We start from the raw sequence: 20,036 nt of genomic DNA on the forward strand, positions 1-20,036 counted from the left end.
AGGCATCGTGGTCACGCACGATCATAAAGGGAAGGAACCACCCTTGGCTGCCTCGCGCACCGATTCCGCCATCTCCAACCGTTCCGCATCGCGCCGCATCTCCTTCGCCCAGATCCAGGACCCCATCGAGGTCCCGAACCTGATCGGTCTCCAGACCGAGAGCTTCGACTGGCTCCTGGGCAACACCGCGTGGCAGGCCCGCGTGGCCGCCGCCAAGGAGACCGGCCGGAACGACGTCCCGGAGGTGGCAGGCCTCCAGGAGATCTTCGAGGAGATCTCTCCGATCGAGGACTTCGGACAGACCATGTCGCTGTCCTTCTCGGACCCGTACTTCGAGGAGCCCCGGTACACGCCGGAGGAGTGCAAGGAGAAGGACTTCACCTACTCCGCGCAGCTCTTCGTCACCGCGGAGTTCATGAACAACACGACGGGCGAGATCAAGTCGCAGACCGTCTTCATGGGCGACTTCCCGCTCATGAGCAGCCAGGGCACGTTCATCGTGAACGGCACCGAGCGCGTCGTCGTGTCGCAGCTCGTCCGTTCGCCCGGCGTCTACTTCGAGCGCACCCCCGACAAGACGTCCGACAAGGACATCTTCACCGCCAAGGTGATCCCGTCGCGCGGCGCGTGGCTCGAGTTCGAGATCGACAAGCGTGACGCCGTGGGCGTCCGCGTCGACCGCAAGCGCAAGCAGCCCGTCACGCTCTTCCTCAAGGCCCTCGGCATGTCCGAGGAGCAGATCGCCGAGGAGTTCGCGGACTTCCCGGCCGTCCTCGAGACCCTCGCCAAGGACACCGTCCACGGCCACGAGGAGGCGCTCGTCGACCTCTACCGCAAGCTGCGTCCGGGCGAGCCGCCGACCGTCGAGGCGGGCCAGAACCTGCTCGACAACTTCTACTTCAACCCCAAGCGCTACGACCTCGCCAAGGTGGGCCGCTTCAAGCTCGACAAGAAGCTCGGCCTCACCAAGGAGCTCGGCGACTCGGTGCTCGGTCTCGACGACATCGTCGCGACCATCAAGTACATCGCCGCCGCGCACGCCGGCATGTCGACGATCGCGGGCGCCGAGGGCGACGTGCGCGTCGAGACCGACGACATCGACCACTTCGGCAACCGTCGCATCCGCGCCGTGGGCGAGCTCATCCAGAACCAGATCCGCACCGGCCTGTCGCGCATGGAGCGCGTGGTCCGCGAGCGCATGACCACGCAGGACGTCGAGGCGATCACGCCGCAGACGCTCATCAACACGCGTCCGGTCGTCGCCGCGATCCGCGAGTTCTTCGGCACGTCGCAGCTGTCGCAGTTCATGGACCAGAACAACCCGCTCGCGGGCCTCACCCACAAGCGCCGCCTGTCGGCGCTCGGCCCTGGCGGCCTCTCGCGCGACCGCGCGGGCATGGAGGTCCGTGACGTCCACGCCTCGCACTACGGCCGCATGTGCCCGATCGAGACCCCTGAGGGCCCGAACATCGGCCTCATCGGCTCGCTCGCGTCCTTCGGCCGCATCAACCCGCTCGGCTTCGTCGAGACCCCTTACCGCAAGGTCGTCAAGGGTGTCGTCACCGACCAGGTCGACTACCTCACCGCCGACGACGAGGACCACTTCGTCATCGCGCAGGCGAACGCCGGCATCGAGGAGGACGGTCGCTTCTCTGAGGAGCGCGTCCTCGTCCGCGGCAAGGGCGGCGAGGTCGAGTTCGTGGCCCGCGAGGCCGTCGACTACATGGACGTCTCGCCGCGCCAGATGGTGTCGGTCGGCACGGCCCTCATCCCGTTCCTCGAGCACGACGACGCGAACCGCGCGCTCATGGGTGCGAACATGCAGCGCCAGGCGGTGCCGCTGGTCCGCTCCGAGGCGCCGCTCGTCGGCACCGGCATGGAGCGTCGCGCCGCGATCGACGCCGGCGACGTGGTCGTCGCGTCGAAGGAGGGCGTGGTCACCGAGGTGAGCTCGGACCTCGTCACCGTCGCGAACGACGACGCCACCACCGGCTCGTACCGCATCGCGAAGTTCCAGCGCTCGAACCAGGGCACCTCGTACAACCAGCGCGTCGTGGTCGAGGAGGGTGACCGCGTCGTCGCCGGCTCGGTCATCGCCGACGGTCCCGCGACCGACCAGGGCGACCTGGCGCTCGGCAAGAACCTCCTCGTGGCGTTCATGTGCTGGGAGGGCCACAACTACGAGGACGCGATCATCCTGTCGCAGCGCCTCGTGCAGGACGACGTCCTCTCCTCGATCCACATCGAGGAGCACGAGGTCGACGCCCGCGACACGAAGCTCGGCCCCGAGGAGATCACCCGCGACATCCCGAACGCCTCGGAGGAGGCGCTCGCCGACCTGGACGAGCGCGGCATCATCCGCATCGGCGCCGAGGTCCGTGCGGGCGACATCCTCGTCGGCAAGGTCACCCCGAAGGGCGAGACCGAGCTGACCCCGGAGGAGCGCCTGCTGCGCGCGATCTTCGGCGAGAAGGCTCGCGAGGTGCGCGACACGTCCCTCAAGGTGCCCCACGGCGAGTCGGGCACCGTCATCGGCGTCCGCGTCTTCACGGAGGAGGACGGCGACGACCTCCCCGCCGGCGTCAACCAGCTGGTCCGCGTGTACATCGCGCAGCGCCGCAAGATCCAGGAGGGCGACAAGCTCGCCGGCCGCCACGGCAACAAGGGCGTCATCTCGACGATCCTGCCGGTCGAGGACATGCCGTTCCTCGAGGACGGCACGCCGGTCGACGTCATCCTCAACCCGCTCGGTGTCCCCGGCCGCATGAACGTCGGCCAGGTGCTCGAGACCCACACGGGCTGGATCGCCAAGCACGGCTGGGACGCGACGGGCGCCGAGGGGGAGTGGACCAAGAACCTCCCCGCGAACGCCGTCACGTCGGAGCCGGGCACCCCGGTCGCGACCCCGGTGTTCGACGGCCTGCGCGAGGACGTCCTCGGCGGCCTCCGCACCGTGGTGAACCCGAACCGCGACGGCGTGCGCCTCGTCAACCAGGAGGGCAAGGCCCGCCTGTTCGACGGTCGTACCGGCGAGCCGTTCCCGGAGCCGATCGCGGTGGGCTACAAGTACATCCTCAAGCTCCACCACCTGGTCGACGACAAGATCCACGCCCGCTCGACGGGTCCGTACTCGATGATCACGCAGCAGCCGCTGGGCGGTAAGGCCCAGTTCGGCGGCCAGCGCTTCGGCGAGATGGAGGTGTGGGCCCTCGAGGCGTACGGCGCCGCCTACGCGCTGCAGGAGCTCCTCACCATCAAGTCGGACGACGTCACCGGCCGCGTGAAGGTCTACGAGGCGATCGTGAAGGGCCAGAACATCCCGGAGCCGGGCCTGCCCGAGTCCTTCCGCGTCCTCATGAAGGAGATGCAGTCGCTCTGCCTCAACGTCGAGGTCCTCAACCACGAGGGCCACGTCATCGAGATGCGCGAGACCGACGACGACGCCTACCAGGCCGCCGAGTCGCTCGGCATCTCCCTGTCCAGCCGCCCCGATGCCTCGAGCGTCGACGAGATCTGACGAGCCCCGAGCTCACTCCATACAGAACAAGTTTTGGTGCCGGCATCCAGCCGGCAGTAAGGAAGTAGAACCTTGCTCGACGTGAACGAGTTCGGCGATCTGCGCATCGGCCTTGCGACCGCGGAGGACATCCGCAACTGGTCGCATGGAGAGGTGAAGAAGCCCGAGACGATCAACTACCGCACGCTCAAGCCGGAGAAGGACGGCCTGTTCTGCGAGAAGATCTTCGGCCCCACCCGTGACTGGGAGTGCGGCTGCGGCAAGTACAAGCGCGTCCGCTACCGCGGCATCGTCTGCGAGCGCTGCGGCGTCGAGGTGACCCGCTCGAAGGTCCGCCGCGAGCGGATGGGCCACATCGAGCTCGCCGCCCCGGTGACGCACATCTGGTACTTCAAGGGCGTGCCCTCGCGCCTCGGCTACCTGCTCGACCTCGCCCCGAAGGACCTGGAGAAGGTCATCTACTTCGCGGCGTACATGGTGACCGAGGTCGACGAGGACGGCCGTCACGAGGACCTTCCCCAGCTCCGCAACGAGATGGAGAAGGAGAAGAAGGCGATCGCGAACCAGCGCGACGTCGACATCAACAACCGTGCCGAGAAGCTCGAGAAGGACCTCGCGGAGCTCGAGGCGGAGGGCGCCAAGTCCGACGTCAAGCGCAAGGTCAAGGACGGCGCCGAGCGTGAGATGGCGAACATCCGCAAGCGCGCGGACGCCGAGATCGAGCGCCTCGAGACCATCTTCGACCGCTTCGCCAACCTCAAGGTCCAGGACCTCGAGGGCGACGAGATGCTCTACCGCGAGATGTCGCGCCGCTTCGGCTCGTACTTCAAGGGCTCGATGGGTGCGGAGGCGATCCAGAAGCGCCTCCAGACCTTCGACCTCGAGGCCGAGGCCGAGAAGCTTCGCGAGATCATCGCCACGGGCAAGGGCCAGCGCAAGACCCGTGCGCTCAAGCGCCTCAAGGTGGTCAACGCGTTCCTCACGACCACCAACTCGCCCGAGGGCATGGTGCTCGACTGCGTGCCGGTCATCCCGCCGGACCTGCGTCCGATGGTGCAGCTGGACGGTGGCCGCTTCGCGACCTCCGACCTCAACGACCTGTACCGCCGCGTCATCAACCGCAACAACCGCCTCAAGCGTCTGCTCGACCTCGGCGCGCCCGAGATCATCGTGAACAACGAGAAGCGCATGCTGCAGGAGGCCGTCGACTCGCTGTTCGACAACGGCCGTCGCGGCCGCCCGGTCACGGGCCCCGGCAACCGCCCCCTCAAGTCCATCTCGGACATGCTCAAGGGCAAGCAGGGCCGCTTCCGTCAGAACCTGCTCGGCAAGCGCGTCGACTACTCGGGCCGTTCGGTCATCGTGGTCGGCCCGACCCTCAAGCTGCACCAGTGCGGCCTTCCCAAGCAGATGGCCCTCGAGCTCTTCAAGCCCTTCGTCATGAAGCGCCTGGTCGAGCTCAACCACGCGCAGAACATCAAGTCCGCGAAGCGCATGGTCGAGCGCAGCCGCTCCGAGGTGTGGGACGTCCTCGAGGAGGTCATCCGCGAGCACCCGGTGCTGCTCAACCGTGCGCCCACGCTGCACCGTCTGGGCATCCAGGCGTTCGAGCCGCAGCTGGTCGAGGGCAAGGCGATCCACCTGCACCCGCTCGTCTGCGGCGCGTTCAACGCCGACTTCGACGGTGACCAGATGGCCGTGCACCTGCCCCTGTCGGCGGAGGCGCAGGCCGAGGCCCGCGTGCTGATGCTCTCGAGCAACAACATCCTCAAGCCGTCGGACGGCCGCCCGGTGACCATGCCCTCGCAGGACATGATCATCGGCCTCTACCACCTCTCGCTCCTCAAGGAGGGCGAGAAGGGCGAGGGCCTGGTCTTCGGCACCCAGTCCGAGGCGGTCATGGCGTTCGACGCCGGCGCGATCTCGCTCAACGCGGAGATCAAGCTGCGCGTCGACGGCGACACCGTCCCGCCGGTCGACTTCGAGCTGCCCGAGGGTCACGTGGCCGGCGAGCCGTTCATGCTCACCACCACCCTCGGCCGCTCGCTGTTCAACGACCTCCTGCCGGTGTCGTACCCGTACGTCAACCGCAACGTCGACAAGAAGGTCCTCGGCGACATCGTCAACACGCTCGCCGAGCGCTACCCGAAGGTCGAGGTGGCCGCCTCGCTCGACGCCCTCAAGGCGGCGGGCTTCCACTGGGCCACCCGTTCGGGCGTGACCATCGCCATCGGCGACGTCGCGACCCCCGCGAACAAGCAGGAGATCCTCGAGCGCTACGAGGCCCAGGCCGCGAAGGTGCAGGACCAGTTCGACACCGGTCTCATCACCGACGACGAGCGCCGTCAGGAGCTCATCGAGATCTGGACCCAGGCGACCAACGAGGTCGACAAGGCCATGCGCGAGTCGTTCCCCAAGCACAACACCGTCCACACGATGGTCGGCTCGGGTGCTCGTGGTAACTGGATGCAGGTCCGTCAGATCGCCGGTATGCGCGGCCTCGTGGCGAACCCGAAGGGTGAGATCATCCCGCGTCCGATCAAGTCGAACTACCGTGAGGGCCTGTCCGTCCTCGAGTACTTCATCGCGACCCACGGTGCCCGCAAGGGCCTCGCGGACACCGCGCTGCGTACCGCGGACTCCGGCTACCTCACGCGTCGTCTGGTCGACGTGTCGCAGGACGTCATCGTCCGCGAGGACGACTGCGGCACCGAGCGTGGCCTCGCCATGCCGATCGCGGAGGTCCTCGCCGGCGGCGAGCGCGTCATGCACGACCGCGTCGCTACCTCGGTGTTCGCCCGCACGCTGGCCACCGACGTGGAGCTCGACGGCGAGATCGTCGCCACCGCGGGCTCGGACGTGGGCGATGCGCTCATCGACACGCTGATCGCCGCGGGCGTCGACACGGTGAAGGTCCGCTCGGTCCTCACCTGCGAGTCCGTCGTCGGCACGTGCGCGCGCTGCTACGGCCGCTCGCTCGCGACCCGCGAGCTCGTCGACATCGGCGAGGCCGTCGGCATCATCGCGGCCCAGTCGATCGGTGAGCCCGGCACCCAGCTGACGATGCGTACGTTCCACACCGGTGGTGTGGCCTCGGCGGACGACATCACCCAGGGTCTGCCGCGTGTCCAGGAGCTCTTCGAGGCCCGCACCCCCAAGGGTGAGGCCCCGATCTCCGAGGTCGCCGGCACGCTCAAGGTCGACGACTCCGAGGCGACCCGTCGCCTCGTGGTCACCCCGGACAACGGGGACGAGCCGGTCGAGTACCCGGTCACCAAGCGTTCCCGCCTCCTGGTCCAGGACGGCGAGCGCGTCGAGGTGGGCCAGCAGCTCGTCGCCGGTGCGGTCGACCCCAAGAACGTGCTCCGCATCCTCGGCCCCCGTGCCACCCAGAAGCACCTGGTGGACGAGGTTCAGAACGTGTACCGCTCGCAGGGTGTGGAGATCCACGACAAGCACATCGAGGTCATCGTGCGGCAGATGCTGCGTCGCGTGACCGTGCTCGACTCGGGCGAGACGAACCTGCTCCCGGGCGAGCTCGTCGAGCGCAGCCGCTTCGAGATGGCGAACCGTGAGACCGTGACCGCCGGCGGCAAGCCCGCCTCGGCGCGTCCCGAGCTCATGGGCATCACGAAGGCGTCGCTCGCGACGGAGTCGTGGCTCTCGGCGGCCTCCTTCCAGGAGACCACGCGCGTCCTCACCGAGGCGGCGATGTCCGGCAAGTCGGACCCGCTGCTCGGCCTCAAGGAGAACGTCATCCTCGGAAAGCTCATCCCCGCTGGTACCGGCCTCGCCCAGTACCGCACGGCGACGGTCGAGCCCACCGAGGAGGCGAAGGCCAACCTGTTCCCGACCTTCGGGTACGAGGAGTGGGACGGCCAGTTCTTCGGCGAGGGCACCGGCGAGGCCGTGCCGCTCGAGGAGTTCGACATCCGAGACTGACAACCGACGGGGCCGGGCGGGCGTGATGTCCGCTTTTGACGGCGGCGCGGAGCGCAGGTATCTTAGATGCTTGTGCCCGCGTCGCCGGGCCCCCGAGTCGCGCCCGCGGTGCGACACCCGATGGAACGACACGCCCGGGCGCGGGGGTCGGGCCGACACGAAAAAACGTTCCCGCAGAACCACAGAGACACGGAGAAGTAGTGCCTACGATTCAGCAGCTGGTCAGGAAGGGCCGCCACCCCAAGGCCTCGAAGACCAAGACCCCGGCTCTTCAGTCGAGCCCCCAGCGTCGCGGCGTGTGCACGCGCGTCTACACGACCACCCCCAAGAAGCCGAACTCGGCGCTCCGCAAGGTCGCCCGTGTCCGCCTGTCGACGGGCATCGAGGTCACGGCGTACATCCCCGGTGAGGGCCACAACCTCCAGGAGCACTCGATCGTGCTCGTGCGCGGCGGTCGTGTGAAGGACCTCCCCGGTGTCCGCTACAAGATCATCCGCGGCTCCCTCGACACCCAGGGTGTCAAGAACCGCAAGCAGGCTCGTAGCCGCTACGGCGCGAAGATGGAGAAGAAGTAATGCCTCGCAAGGGACCGGCCCCCAAGCGGCCGATCATCAACGACCCCGTCTACGGCGCGCCGGTCGTCACGCAGCTCATCAACAAGGTCCTCCTCGACGGCAAGAAGTCGACCGCGGAGGCCATCGTCTACGGCGCCCTCGAGGGTGTCCGTGAGAAGTCGGGTCAGGACCCGGTCGTCGTGCTCAAGCGCGCGCTGGACAACATCCGCCCGGCCCTCGAGGTCCGCAGCCGCCGCGTCGGTGGCGCGACCTACCAGGTCCCCGTCGACGTCCGCCCCGTGCGTGCGACCACGCTCGCGCTGCGCTGGCTCGTCGACTTCTCGCGCCAGCGTCGCGAGAAGACCATGACCGAGCGCCTCATGAACGAGATCCTCGACGCGTCCAACGGCCTCGGTGCCGCGGTGAAGCGTCGCGAGGACATGCACAAGATGGCCGAGTCGAACAAGGCGTTCGCGCACTACCGCTGGTAGTCGGCGCACGTTCGTTCGCTCAAGAACCGAGGAGAACCACTCGTGGCACAGGACGTGCTGACGGACCTCAAGCGGGTCCGCAACATCGGCATCATGGCGCACATCGACGCCGGCAAGACCACCACCACCGAGCGCATCCTGTTCTACACGGGTGTGAACTACAAGATCGGTGAGACCCACGACGGTGCGTCGACGACCGACTGGATGGAGCAGGAGCAGGAGCGCGGCATCACCATCACCTCCGCCGCGGTGACCTGCTTCTGGAACGACAACCAGATCAACATCATCGACACCCCGGGTCACGTGGACTTCACCGTCGAGGTCGAGCGCTCGCTGCGCGTCCTCGACGGCGCGGTCGCGGTCTTCGACGGCAAGGAGGGCGTGGAGCCCCAGTCGGAGAACGTGTGGCGCCAGGCGGACAAGTACGACGTCCCCCGCATCTGCTTCGTCAACAAGATGGACAAGCTGGGCGCGGACTTCTACTTCACCGTCGACACCATCGTGAAGCGCCTCGGCGCGAAGCCGCTCGTCATCCAGCTGCCCATCGGCGCGGAGAACGACTTCCTCGGCGTGATCGACCTGGTCGAGATGAACGCCAAGGTGTGGCCCGGCGACGCCAAGGGCGACGTGTCCATGGGTGCGTCCTACGAGACCACCGAGATCCCCGCCGACCTCGCGGACAAGGCCGAGCAGTACCGCTCGGAGCTCCTCGAGACGGTCGCGGAGTCGGACGACGAGCTGCTCGAGAAGTACCTCGGCGGCGAGGAGCTGACGATCGCCGAGATCAAGGGCGCGATCCGCAAGATGACGATCGCCTCCGAGATCTACCCGGTCCTGTGCGGCTCGGCGTTCAAGAACCGCGGCGTGCAGCCCATGCTCGACGCGGTCATCGACTACCTCCCCGGCCCGGCCGACGTGCCCGCCATCAAGGGTCACGACGCCAAGGACGAGACGATCGAGATCGAGCGTCACGCCGACGCCGAGGAGCCCTTCGCGGCCCTCGCGTTCAAGGTCGTCTCGCACCCGTTCTTCGGCCGCCTCACCTACGTGCGCGTCTACTCCGGTCACCTCGAGACCGGTGCCCAGGTCATCAACTCGACCAAGGGCAAGAAGGAGCGCATCGGCAAGCTCTTCCAGATGCACGCCAACAAGGAGAACCCGGTCGAGTCGATCCAGGCGGGTCACATCTACGCCGTGATCGGCCTCAAGGACACCACCACCGGTGACACCCTGTGCAACCCGGACCACCAGGTCGTGCTGGAGTCGATGACCTTCCCGGAGCCCGTCATCGACGTGGCCATCGAGCCCAAGACCAAGGGCGACCAGGAGAAGCTGTCGACCGCGATCCAGAAGCTCGCCGAGGAGGACCCGACCTTCCGCGTGCGCCTGGACGAGGAGACCGGCCAGACCGTCATCGGCGGCATGGGCGAGCTGCACCTCGACATCCTGGTCGACCGCATGCGCCGCGAGTTCAAGGTCGACGCGAACGTCGGCAAGCCGCAGGTCGCGTACCGCGAGACCATCCGTCAGGTCGTCGACAAGTACGACTACACGCACAAGAAGCAGACGGGTGGCTCGGGTCAGTTCGCGAAGGTCCAGATCCGTCTGGAGCCGCTCGAGGCCGACTCCGAGGCCCTGTACGAGTTCGAGAACGCCGTGACCGGTGGTCGCGTGCCTCGCGAGTACATCCCGTCGGTCGACGCCGGCATCCAGGCCTCGATGCAGCTCGGCATCCAGGCCGGCTACCCGGTCGTGGGCGTCAAGGCGACGCTGCTCGACGGCGCGTACCACGATGTGGACTCGTCGGAGATGGCGTTCAAGATCGCCGGCTCGATGGCCTTCAAGGAGGCCGCGCGTCAGGCGAAGCCCGTGCTGCTCGAGCCGATGTTCGCCGTCGAGGTCCGTACTCCCGAGGAGTACATGGGCGACGTCATCGGCGACATCAACTCGCGTCGCGGTCAGATCCGCCAGATGTCGGACGCGTCCGGCGTCAAGGTGGTCGACGCGCTCGTGCCGCTGTCGGAGATGTTCGGCTACGTCGGCGACCTCCGGTCGAAGACGTCCGGTCGCGCCGTCTACTCGATGGTCTTCGACAGCTACGCGGAGGTCCCGAAGGCTGTGGCCGACGAGATCATCGCGAAGACCCGGGGCGAGTAACCCCACCGGTTGAAAATCAGGAACAATAACGACCAGTAGGGATACGCCCCGCGATGGCAGCGGTCATCGTCAATCGAATCCTCTACCCGAGTCTCACAACCCAATCAGGAGGAAGCCATCATGGCTAAGGCCAAGTTCGAGCGGTCCAAGCCGCACGTGAACGTCGGCACCATCGGTCACGTCGACCACGGTAAGACGACGCTGACCGCTGCGATCTCGAAGGTGCTGCACGACCAGTACCCGGACCTCAACCCGTTCACGCCGTTCGAGGACATCGACAAGGCTCCCGAGGAGCGCGAGCGCGGTATCACGATCAACATCGCGCACATCGAGTACCAGACCGAGAAGCGCCACTACGCCCACGTCGACGCCCCGGGTCACGCGGACTACATCAAGAACATGATCACCGGTGCCGCTCAGATGGACGGCGCGATCCTCGTGGTCGCGGCGACCGACGGCCCGATGGCCCAGACCCGTGAGCACGTCCTGCTCGCGCGCCAGGTGGGCGTCCCCTACCTGCTCGTCGCGCTGAACAAGTCGGACATGGTCGACGACGAGGAGATCCTCGAGCTCGTCGAGGTCGAGGTGCGCGAGCTCCTCTCCTCGCAGGGCTTCGACGGCGACAACGCTCCCGTCATCCAGGTCTCGGCGCTCAAGGCGCTCGAGGGCGACGAGAAGTGGGTCAAGTCGGTCCAGGACCTCATGAACGCGGTCGACGAGTTCGTGCCGGAGCCCGTCCGCGACATGGACAAGCCCTTCCTCATGCCGATCGAGGACGTCTTCACGATCACCGGTCGTGGCACCGTCGTCACCGGCAAGGTCGAGCGCGGCAAGCTCAAGATCAACTCGGAGGTCGAGATCCTCGGCATCCGCGAGCCGCAGAAGACCACCGTCACCGGCATCGAGATGTTCCACAAGCAGATGGACGAGGCGTGGGCCGGCGAGAACTGCGGTCTGCTGCTCCGCGGCACCAAGCGCGAGGACGTCGAGCGCGGCCAGGTCGTGGTCGCCCCCGGCACCACCACGCCGCACACCCAGTTCGAGGGCAAGGTCTACATCCTCAACAAGGATGAGGGTGGCCGCCACAACCCCTTCTACACGAACTACCGTCCGCAGTTCTACATCCGCACCACGGATGTGACCGGCGTCATCACGCTGCCCGAGGGCACCGAGATGGTCATGCCGGGTGACACCACCGAGATGTCGGTCGAGCTCATCCAGCCGATCGCCCTCGAGGAGGGTCAGGGCTTCGCGATCCGCGAGGGTGGCCGTACCGTCGGTTCCGGCACCGTCACGAAGATCGTCAAGTAGTCCCACGTGACGCGGGGCTCGGCCTTCGGGCCGGGCCCCGCGTCCGTGCGTGCCTCTGGCTGGCGCAGCCGTCCGGAATATGGCACAATATTCAGGTTGCCTATCGCGGGCAGCCGCACCTTCACCCACGGCCCGACAGAAATGTCCAGGCGCACGTGTGTCGCCGATGAGCGACACGCCCGAGCGCGGGGGTCGGGGTGATGACCATAGTTGTAACGAGAGATAAGGCAGACCACGCCATGGCGGGACAGAAGATCCGCATTCGGCTGAAGAGCTACGACCACGAGGTCATCGACTCTTCGGCCCGCAAGATCGTCGAGACGGTCACGCGCGCCGGTGCGTCGGTGGTGGGCCCCGTGCCGCTGCCGACCGAGAAGAACGTGTTCTGTGTGATCCGTTCGCCCCACAAGTACAAGGACTCCCGCGAGCACTTCGAGATGCGCACGCACAAGCGCCTCATCGACATCGTGGACCCGACGCCCAAGGCCGTCGACTCGCTCATGCGTCTCGACCTGCCCGCGGACGTCAACATCGAGATCAAGCTCTAACGAGCGCCAGAAGTACGCAGAGAAGTTAGGACTTCCACCATCATGACTACGACTTCCAATGCCCAGCGCGCGGTCACCGCGCTGCTCGGTACGAAGCTGGGCATGACGCAGGTGTGGGACGCCGAGGGCCGCGTTGTGCCCGTCACGGTGATCCAGGTCGACACCAACGTCATCACCCAGGTGCGGGACGCCGAGCGCGACGGCTACGAGGCTGTTCAGCTCGCCTTCGGCGCCGTCGACCCGCGCCGCGTCACCAACCCGCTCAAGGGCCACTTCGAGGCCGCCGGCGTCACGCCGCGCCGCCACGTCGCCGAGGTCCGCACCGCGAACGCGTCCGAGTACGCGCTCGGCCAGGAGATCACCGCCGAGGTGTTCGAGGCCGGCCAGCTCGTCGACGTCACGGGCACCACCAAGGGCAAGGGCACCGCCGGTGTCATGAAGCGCCACGGCTTCTCCGGCGTGGGCGCCTCGCACGGTGCGCACCGCAACCACCGCAAGCCGGGCTCCATCGGTGGCGCGTCGACGCCTTCGCGCGTCTTCCGCGGCCTCAAGATGGCCGGCCGCATGGGCAACGCCCGCAAGACCGTCCAGAACCTGCGCGTCCACTCGGTGGACGCCGCGAAGGGTCTCGTGCTCGTCAAGGGCGCGGTTCCCGGCAACAAGGGCGGCGTCGTTCTCATCCGCTCCGCCGTGAAGGGCGCGTGATCACCATGGCCAACACCAAGACCGTCGACCTGCCCGCAGAGATCTTCGACGTCGACACCAACGTGCCGCTCATCCACCAGGTGGTCGTGGCGCAGCTGGCTGCCGCTCGTCAGGGCACGCACGCCACCAAGACCCGCGGCGAGGTCCGCGGCGGTGGCAAGAAGCCGTACAAGCAGAAGGGCACCGGTCGCGCCCGCCAGGGTTCGACCCGCGCGCCGCAGTTCGCCGGCGGTGGCACCGTCCACGGCCCGCAGCCCCGCGACTACTCGCAGCGCACCCCCAAGAAGATGAAGGCCGCCGCCCTCCGCGGTGCCCTCTCCGACCGCGCCCGCGCTGGCCGCGTGCACGTCGTCGAGGGCCTCGTGTCCGGCGACGCCCCCTCGACCAAGGCCGCCCTCGAGGCGCTTGCCGCCCTCACCTCGGGCCGTAGCGCGCTCGTCGTCACGGACCGCACCGACGAGCTCACCTGGCTCTCGCTGCGCAACGCCGCCGACGTGCACCTCATCGCGGTCGACCAGCTCAACACCTACGACGTGCTCGTGAACGACGACACGGTCTTCACGCGCGCCGCGTTCGACGCGTTCGTCGCGGGCCCGGCCACGGGCAAGTCCGCGAAGGCCGTCGCGACGGAGTCCGAGGCGGAGGAGAAGTAACGTGACCACGCTGAACAAGGACCCCCGCGACATCATCGTCCGCCCGATCGTCTCCGAGAAGACGTACGGCCTCATGGACGAGGGCAAGTACACCTTCGAGGTGGACCCCCGCTCGAACAAGACCGAGATCAAGATCGCCATCGAGCAGATCTTCGGTGTCAAGGTCGCGTCCGTGAACACCATCAACCGCAAGGGCAAGGCGCGCCGCACCCGCTTCGGCCTGGGCAAGCGCAAGGACGTCAAGCGCGCGATCGTCACCATCGCCGGCGACGCGGGCATCGACATCTTCAGCGGCCAGGCCGGCTAGAAGGACAGGTAAGCACTCATGGCTATTCGCAAGTACAAGCCGACGACGCCGGGCCGCCGTGGCTCGTCCGTCGCCGACTTCGTCGAGGTCACCCGTTCGGAGCCCGAGAAGTCGCTCGTCCGCCCGCTGCACAAGAAGGGCGGCCGTAACAACACCGGTCGCATCACCACCCGTCACCAGGGTGGCGGTCACAAGCGTGCCTACCGCGTGATCGACTTCCGTCGTCACGACAAGGACGGCGTGCCCGCGACCGTCGCGCACATCGAGTACGACCCCAACCGCACCGCCCGCATCGCGCTCCTGCACTACGCGGACGGCGAGAAGCGCTACATCATCGCCCCCGAGAAGCTCGGTCAGGGCGACCGCGTGGAGGCCGGCGCCGGCGCCGACATCAAGCCCGGCAACAACCTCCCGCTGCGCAACATCCCCGTCGGTACGGTCATCCACGCGATCGAGCTCAAGCCGGGCGGCGGCGCCAAGATCGCCCGCTCGGCCGGTGCCTCGGTCCAGCTCGTGGCGAAGGACGGCCCGTACGCGCAGCTGCGCATGCCGTCGGGCGAGATCCGCAACGTCGACGCGCGCTGCCGCGCGACCGTCGGCGAGGTGGGCAACGCCGAGCAGTCCAACATCAACTGGGGCAAGGCCGGCCGCATGCGCTGGAAGGGCAAGCGCCCGACCGTCCGCGGTGTCGTCATGAACCCGGTGGACCACCCGCACGGTGGTGGTGAGGGCAAGACCTCCGGTGGTCGCCACCCGGTCTCGCCGTGGGGCAAGCCCGAGGGCCGCACCCGCAAGCCCAACAAGGAAAGCGACAAGCTCATCGTGCGTCGCCGCAAGACTGGCAAGAACAAGCGATAAGGGAGCCTGGACATGCCTCGTAGCCTCAAGAAGGGCCCCTTCGTCGACGACCACCTTCAGAAGAAGGTGGACGCCCAGAACGATGCGGGCACGAAGAACGTCATCAAGACCTGGTCGCGTCGTTCGGTCATCACGCCGGACTTCCTGGGTCACACCTTTGCCGTGCACGACGGCCGCAAGCACGTCCCGGTGTTCGTCACCGAGTCGATGGTCGGCCACAAGCTGGGCGAGTTCGCCCCCACGCGCACGTTCAAGGGCCACGTCAAGGACGACCGCAAGGGCCGCCGCTAAGGCGCCCGAGCGAAGTAAGAGGAGTTAGAACATGGAAGCCAAGGCGCAGACGCGGTACATCCGCGTGACCGCCCAGAAGGCTCGCCGCGTCGTGAACCTGGTCCGTGGTCAGAACGCCGTGGAGGCCTCGGCCTCGCTGAAGTTCCAGCCGCAGGCCGTCGCGACCGATGTGCGCAAGCTCATCGACTCGGCGATCGCCAACGCGCGTGTGAAGGCCGACCAGGCCGGCGAGCGCTTCGACGAGCGCGAGCTCGTCATCAAGGAGATCTACGTGGACGAGGGTCCGACCATGAAGCGCATCCAGCCGCGCGCTCAGGGTCGTGCCAACCGCATCCTCAAGCGCTCCTGCCACATCACCGTCACCGTCGCGACCCCGGTCGCTGCCAAGTAAGGGGCCAAGTAATGGGACAGAAGGTCAACCCCCACGGCTACCGCCTGGGCATCACGACCGACCACCGTTCGCGCTGGTTCGCCGACTCGACCAAGAAGGGCGAGCGGTACCGCGACTACGTGAACGAGGACGTCAAGATCCGCAAGATGATGTCGGAGGGCCTCGAGCGCGCCGGCGTGTCGAAGGTCGAGATCGAGCGCACCCGTGAGCGCGTTCGCGTCGACCTGCACACCGCGCGTCCGGGCATCGTCATCGGCCGCCGCGGCGCCGAGGCCGACAAGCTTCGCGCCAACCTCGAGAAGCTGACGGGCAAGCAGGTCCAGCTCAACATCCTCGAGGTCAAGAACGCCGAGGTCGACGCCCAGCTCGTCGCGCAGGGCATCGCGGAGCAGCTCGCCTCGCGCGTGTCGTTCCGTCGCGCCATGCGCAAGGGCATCCAGTCCGCGCTCCGCGCGGGTGCCAAGGGCATCCGTGTGCAGTGCTCGGGCCGTCTCGGCGGCGCCGAGATGTCGCGCTCGGAGTTCTACCGCGAGGGCCGCGTGCCGCTGCACACGCTCCGCGCGAACATCGACTACGGCTTCTTCGAGGCCCGCACCACCTTCGGCCAGATCGGCGTGAAGGTGTGGATCTACAAGGGCGACATGACGGAGAAGGAGTGGGCCGCCGAGCAGGCGAAGGCCCCCCGTCCGCAGCGTGGCCGTGGTCGTGGCGACCGCGGTGACCGCGGCCCGCGTCGTGACTCCGCCCCCCGCCAGTCCGAGGCCCCCGCGGCCGAGGCCCCCGCTGCCGAGGCCCCCGCGGCCGAGGCCGGTAAGGAGAGCTGACAATGCTTATCCCCCGTCGAGTGAAGCACCGCAAGCAGCACCACCCGAAGCGTTCGGGCGCCGCGACCGGTGGCACCACCATCGCCTTCGGTGACTTCGGCATCCAGGCTCTCGAGCCCGCCTACGTCACCAACCGCCAGATCGAGGCGGCCCGTATCGCGATGACCCGCCACATCAAGCGTGGCGGAAAGGTCTGGATCAACATCTACCCGGACCGTCCCCTGACCAAGAAGCCCGCCGAGGTCCGCATGGGCTCCGGCAAGGGCTCGCCCGAGTGGTGGGTCGCCAACGTCAAGCCGGGTCGAGTGATGTTCGAGCTCGCCGGCGTGCCGGAGGAGCTTGCCCGCGAGGCCATGCGCCGCGCGCAGCACAAGCTGCCCATGAAGACCCGTTTCGTTTCCCGTGAGGGTGGTGACATCTAATGGCCATCGGTACCAAGGACCTCATGCCGTCCGAGCTGGACGCCATGGAGAACGAGCGCCTCGTGGAGGAGCTGAAGAAGGCCAAGGAGGAGCTGTTCAACCTGCGCTTCCAGTCGGCCACCGGTCAGCTCGAGAACCACGGTCGCCTCAAGGCCGTCAAGCGCGACATCGCTCGCATCTACACGATCCTGCGTGAGCGTGAGCTCGGGATCCGTACCGCGCCCTCCGCGAAGGCTTAAGGAACAGATATGTCGACCAAGAAGCACACGACGGCGACCGAGGAGCACCGCGCCTACCGCAAGACGCGCCGCGGCTACGTGACGTCGGACAAGATGGACAAGACCATCACCGTGGAGATCGAGGACCGCGTCAAGCACCCGCTCTACGGCAAGGTCATGCGCCGCACCAGCAAGATCAAGGCCCACGACGAGGCCAACACCGCCGGCATCGGCGACCTCGTCGTCGTGATGGAGACCCGCCCGCTGTCCGCTTCCAAGCGGTGGCGCCTGGTCGAGATCGTCGAGAAGGCCAAGTAACTAGGTTCGACCAGGCTCGCTGAGGAATCGGCGAGAACCAGACGACAGGAGACAAGACATGATTCAGCAGGAGTCGCGACTTCGCGTCGCCGACAACACGGGTGCGAAGGAAGTCCTCTGCATCCGCGTGCTCGGTGGCTCGCACCGTCGCTACGCCGGCATCGGCGACATCATCGTCGCCACCGTCAAGGACGCGATCCCCGGCGGCAACGTCAAGAAGGGCGATGTCGTCAAGGCGGTCGTCGTGCGCACCACCAAGGAGCGCCGCCGTCCCGACGGTTCGTACATCCGTTTCGATGAGAACGCTGCGGTGATCCTCAAGAACCTCGACGGTGACCCGCGCGGCACCCGCATCTTCGGCCCCGTGGGCCGCGAGCTGCGTGACAAGAAGTTCATGAAGATCATCTCGCTGGCACCGGAGGTCATCTGATGGCGAAGATCAAGAAGGACGACCTCGTCGTCGTCATCGCCGGCCGTGACCGCGGTCAGCAGGGCCGCGTGCTGTCGGTCGACCCCGAGCGCGAGCGCGTGGTCGTCGAGGGCATCCAGCGTGTCACCAAGCACATCAAGCCGGGTACCCGCCGCGACAACGCCGAGGGTGGCCTCGTGACCGTCGAGGCCGCGATCCACATCTCGAACGTGATGCTCGTGGACCCGGAGACCAAGAAGGGCACCCGTGTGGGCTACCGCACGGAAGAGGTCGAGCGTGACGGCCGCAAGCGCACTGTGCGCGTGCGTGTCGCCAAGCGCTCGGGTAAGGACGTCTGATGGCCACCGCGACCACCGCTCCGCGCCTCAAGGACAAGTACCGCAACGAGATCGTCGCGCAGCTCCGCGAGGAGTTCGACCACGCGAACGTGAACCAGGTCGGCGGCCTCGTGAAGGTCGTCGTCAACATGGGTGTCGGTGACGCGGCGAAGGACTCGAAGCTCATCGAGGGCGCCATCGCCGACCTCACCGCGATCACCGGCCAGAAGCCGCAGGTCACCAAGGCCCGCAAGTCCATCGCGCAGTTCAAGCTGCGCGAGGGTCAGCCGATCGGCGCGCACGTCACGCTGCGCGGCGACCGCATGTGGGAGTTCCTGGACCGCCTGATCTCGATCGCGCTGCCCCGCATCCGCGACTTCCGCGGCCTCAGCCCCAAGCAGTTCGACGGCAACGGCAACTACACCTTCGGTCTCACCGAGCAGTCGATGTTCCACGAGATCAACCAGGACAAGATCGACCGCGTGCGCGGCATGGACATCACCATCGTGACGTCCGCCACCACCGACGACGAGGGCCGCTCGCTGCTCAAGCAGCTGGGCTTCCCGTTCAAGGAGAAGTAGGACATGGCCAAGACTGCGCTGAAGAACAAGGCCGCCGGCAAGCAGAAGTTCGCCGTCCGCGCCTACACCCGGTGCCAGAAGTGCGGCCGTCCGCACTCCGTGTACCGCAAGTTCGGCCTCTGCCGCGTGTGCTTCCGCGAGATGGCTCACCGCGGTGAGCTGCCCGGCATCACCAAGAGCAGCTGGTAAACCACTACGCCACAGGTCCCCTAGGGAAACCACGGCGAGGAAGAGTTCAAGACTCATGACGATGACTGACCCCATCGCAGACATGCTGACGCGTCTGCGCAACGCGAACGCGGCGTACCACGAGACCGTGTCGATGCCGCACTCCAAGCTCAAGGCGAACATCGCCAAGATCCTGGAGGCCGAGGGCTACATCTCCGGCTCCGCCACGGCGGACGCCGAGGTCGGCAAGACCCTCACCCTCACGCTGAAGTACGGCCCCAACCGCGAGCGTTCGCTCGCCGGCGTGCGCCGTGTGTCGAAGCCCGGCCTTCGCGTCTACGCGAAGTCCACGAACCTCCCGAAGGTTCTCGGCGGCCTCGGCGTGGCCATCCTGTCCACCTCCTCCGGTCTCCTCACGGACCGCGAGGCCGAGAAGAAGGGCGTCGGCGGCGAGGTCGTCGCGTTCGTCTGGTAACCGGAAAGGAGAACGAGAGAATGTCCCGCATTGGCAAGATCGCCGTTCCGGTTCCGGCCGGAGTGGACGTGACCATCGACGGCGCCGACGTGATCGTGAAGGGCCCCAAGGGCTCGCTCACGCACACCGTCGCCGCCCCCATCACCGTGGAGAAGGGTGACGAGGGCCTCGAGGTCAAGCGCCCGAACGACGAGCGCGTGTCCAAGTCGCTCCACGGCCTCACCCGCACGCTCATCGCGAACATGGTGACCGGTGTCACCTCGGGCTACGAGAAGAAGCTCGAGATCGTCGGCACGGGTTACCGCGTCGCGCTCAAGGGCTCGGACCTCGAGTTCGCGCTCGGCTTCTCGCACCCCGTCGTGGTGACTCCGCCGGAGGGCATCACCTTCACGGTCGAGGGCCCCACCAAGTTCACCGTCGCCGGCATCAGCAAGCAGCAGGTCGGCGAGGTCGCGGCGAACATCCGCAAGATTCGCAAGCCCGAGCCGTACAAGGGCAAGGGCGTCCGCTACGCCGGCGAGCAGGTTCGCCGCAAGGCAGGAAAGACGGGTAAGTAAG

The 20,036-nt window shown here is 67.2% G+C and carries 22 protein-coding genes and 1 pseudogene; all 23 read left to right on the top strand.

All coding sequences use genetic code 11. The annotated features are described in order from the left end of the window. Positions 1–43 precede the first annotated feature (43 nt). The 23 genes and pseudogenes from rpoB (at position 44) to rplF (ending at position 20,035) form a co-directional block, all read left to right on the top strand. Positions 44–3,517, top strand: coding sequence for a DNA-directed RNA polymerase subunit beta (rpoB, locus tag AOM07_RS12880; RefSeq protein WP_062314467.1), 3,474 nt, complete (start codon positions 44–46; stop codon positions 3,515–3,517). Positions 3,518–3,589: 72 nt separating this feature from the next. Further along, the gene (locus tag AOM07_RS12885; protein WP_062314469.1) at positions 3,590–7,459 is read left to right on the top strand and encodes a DNA-directed RNA polymerase subunit beta'; all 3,870 of its coding nucleotides are present in this window, start codon (positions 3,590–3,592) and stop codon (positions 7,457–7,459) included. Positions 7,460–7,659: 200 nt separating this feature from the next. Next, a complete protein-coding gene (rpsL, locus tag AOM07_RS12890; protein ID WP_062293987.1) occupies positions 7,660–8,034 on the top strand; it encodes a 30S ribosomal protein S12 in 375 nt (124 codons plus the stop codon). Further along, complete coding sequence (gene rpsG, locus AOM07_RS12895; protein ID WP_062314472.1) at positions 8,034–8,504, top strand: 30S ribosomal protein S7; 471 nt, start codon at positions 8,034–8,036, stop codon at positions 8,502–8,504. The genes rpsL and rpsG overlap by 1 nt, the downstream gene beginning before the upstream one ends. Before the next feature lie 42 nt (positions 8,505–8,546). Next, positions 8,547–10,661, top strand: coding sequence for an elongation factor G (gene fusA / locus AOM07_RS12900; RefSeq protein ID WP_062314474.1), 2,115 nt, complete (start codon positions 8,547–8,549; stop codon positions 10,659–10,661). 120 nt (positions 10,662–10,781) lie between these two features. After that, entirely contained in the window at positions 10,782–11,972 is a 1,191-nt protein-coding gene (gene tuf / locus AOM07_RS12905; protein ID WP_062314475.1) for an elongation factor Tu, read from the top strand. A gap of 239 nt (positions 11,973–12,211) precedes the next feature. After that, complete coding sequence (rpsJ, locus tag AOM07_RS12910; RefSeq protein ID WP_042213186.1) at positions 12,212–12,520, top strand: 30S ribosomal protein S10; 309 nt, start codon at positions 12,212–12,214, stop codon at positions 12,518–12,520. Between the two features lie 42 nt (positions 12,521–12,562). Next, positions 12,563–13,225 carry a 50S ribosomal protein L3 gene (gene rplC, locus AOM07_RS12915; protein ID WP_062314477.1) on the top strand — a complete coding sequence of 221 codons (663 nt, stop codon included), beginning with the start codon at positions 12,563–12,565 and terminating at the stop codon, positions 13,223–13,225. Positions 13,226–13,230: 5 nt separating this feature from the next. Further along, on the top strand, positions 13,231–13,878 hold the full coding sequence (gene rplD / locus AOM07_RS12920; protein WP_062314598.1) for a 50S ribosomal protein L4: 648 nt from the start codon (positions 13,231–13,233) through the stop codon (positions 13,876–13,878). A 1-nt stretch (position 13,879) separates the two neighbouring features. After that, positions 13,880–14,185: a 50S ribosomal protein L23 gene (gene rplW / locus AOM07_RS12925; protein WP_062293976.1), complete on the top strand. Its 306-nt coding sequence runs from the start codon at positions 13,880–13,882 to the stop codon at positions 14,183–14,185. An 18-nt stretch (positions 14,186–14,203) separates the two neighbouring features. Beyond that, the gene (gene rplB, locus AOM07_RS12930; protein ID WP_062298278.1) at positions 14,204–15,043 is read left to right on the top strand and encodes a 50S ribosomal protein L2; all 840 of its coding nucleotides are present in this window, start codon (positions 14,204–14,206) and stop codon (positions 15,041–15,043) included. 12 nt (positions 15,044–15,055) lie between these two features. Continuing rightward, positions 15,056–15,334: a 30S ribosomal protein S19 gene (rpsS, locus tag AOM07_RS12935; protein WP_062293970.1), complete on the top strand. Its 279-nt coding sequence runs from the start codon at positions 15,056–15,058 to the stop codon at positions 15,332–15,334. A gap of 31 nt (positions 15,335–15,365) precedes the next feature. Further along, on the top strand, positions 15,366–15,725 hold the full coding sequence (rplV, locus tag AOM07_RS12940; RefSeq protein WP_062298279.1) for a 50S ribosomal protein L22: 360 nt from the start codon (positions 15,366–15,368) through the stop codon (positions 15,723–15,725). An 11-nt stretch (positions 15,726–15,736) separates the two neighbouring features. After that, positions 15,737–16,549, top strand: coding sequence for a 30S ribosomal protein S3 (gene rpsC, locus AOM07_RS12945; protein WP_062314480.1), 813 nt, complete (start codon positions 15,737–15,739; stop codon positions 16,547–16,549). A gap of 2 nt (positions 16,550–16,551) precedes the next feature. Beyond that, the gene (gene rplP, locus AOM07_RS12950) at positions 16,552–16,971 is read left to right on the top strand and encodes a 50S ribosomal protein L16 (protein WP_042213163.1); all 420 of its coding nucleotides are present in this window, start codon (positions 16,552–16,554) and stop codon (positions 16,969–16,971) included. Next, a pseudogene (gene rpmC / locus AOM07_RS12955) lies at positions 16,971–17,201 on the top strand (50S ribosomal protein L29); the annotation flags it as partial. The gene rplP and the pseudogene rpmC, both read left to right, overlap by 1 nt. 18 nt (positions 17,202–17,219) lie before the next feature. Continuing rightward, entirely contained in the window at positions 17,220–17,507 is a 288-nt protein-coding gene (gene rpsQ, locus AOM07_RS12960) for a 30S ribosomal protein S17 (protein WP_042213157.1), read from the top strand. Positions 17,508–17,565: 58 nt separating this feature from the next. Continuing rightward, positions 17,566–17,937, top strand: a complete 372-nt coding sequence (rplN, locus tag AOM07_RS12965; protein ID WP_062293953.1) for a 50S ribosomal protein L14 — start codon at positions 17,566–17,568, stop codon at positions 17,935–17,937. Further along, positions 17,937–18,275 carry a 50S ribosomal protein L24 gene (gene rplX, locus AOM07_RS12970; protein WP_062298284.1) on the top strand — a complete coding sequence of 113 codons (339 nt, stop codon included), beginning with the start codon at positions 17,937–17,939 and terminating at the stop codon, positions 18,273–18,275. Before rplN ends, rplX begins: the two co-directional genes overlap by 1 nt. Next, positions 18,275–18,835 (top strand): 50S ribosomal protein L5, encoded by a 561-nt coding sequence (gene rplE, locus AOM07_RS12975; protein ID WP_062298287.1) that lies wholly within the window; start codon positions 18,275–18,277, stop codon positions 18,833–18,835. Before rplX ends, rplE begins: the two co-directional genes overlap by 1 nt. A 3-nt stretch (positions 18,836–18,838) precedes the next feature. Continuing rightward, a complete protein-coding gene (locus AOM07_RS12980) occupies positions 18,839–19,024 on the top strand; it encodes a type Z 30S ribosomal protein S14 (RefSeq protein WP_042213145.1) in 186 nt (61 codons plus the stop codon). Positions 19,025–19,079: 55 nt separating this feature from the next. Beyond that, positions 19,080–19,478, top strand: a complete 399-nt coding sequence (gene rpsH, locus AOM07_RS12985) for a 30S ribosomal protein S8 (RefSeq protein ID WP_062298289.1) — start codon at positions 19,080–19,082, stop codon at positions 19,476–19,478. A 20-nt stretch (positions 19,479–19,498) separates the two neighbouring features. Then, complete coding sequence (rplF, locus tag AOM07_RS12990; RefSeq protein WP_062314482.1) at positions 19,499–20,035, top strand: 50S ribosomal protein L6; 537 nt, start codon at positions 19,499–19,501, stop codon at positions 20,033–20,035. Position 20,036 lies beyond the last annotated feature (1 nt).

This window comes from Demequina rhizosphaerae, assembly GCF_000971255.1.
Taxonomy (GTDB): Bacteria; Actinomycetota; Actinomycetes; order Actinomycetales; family Demequinaceae; genus Demequina; species Demequina rhizosphaerae.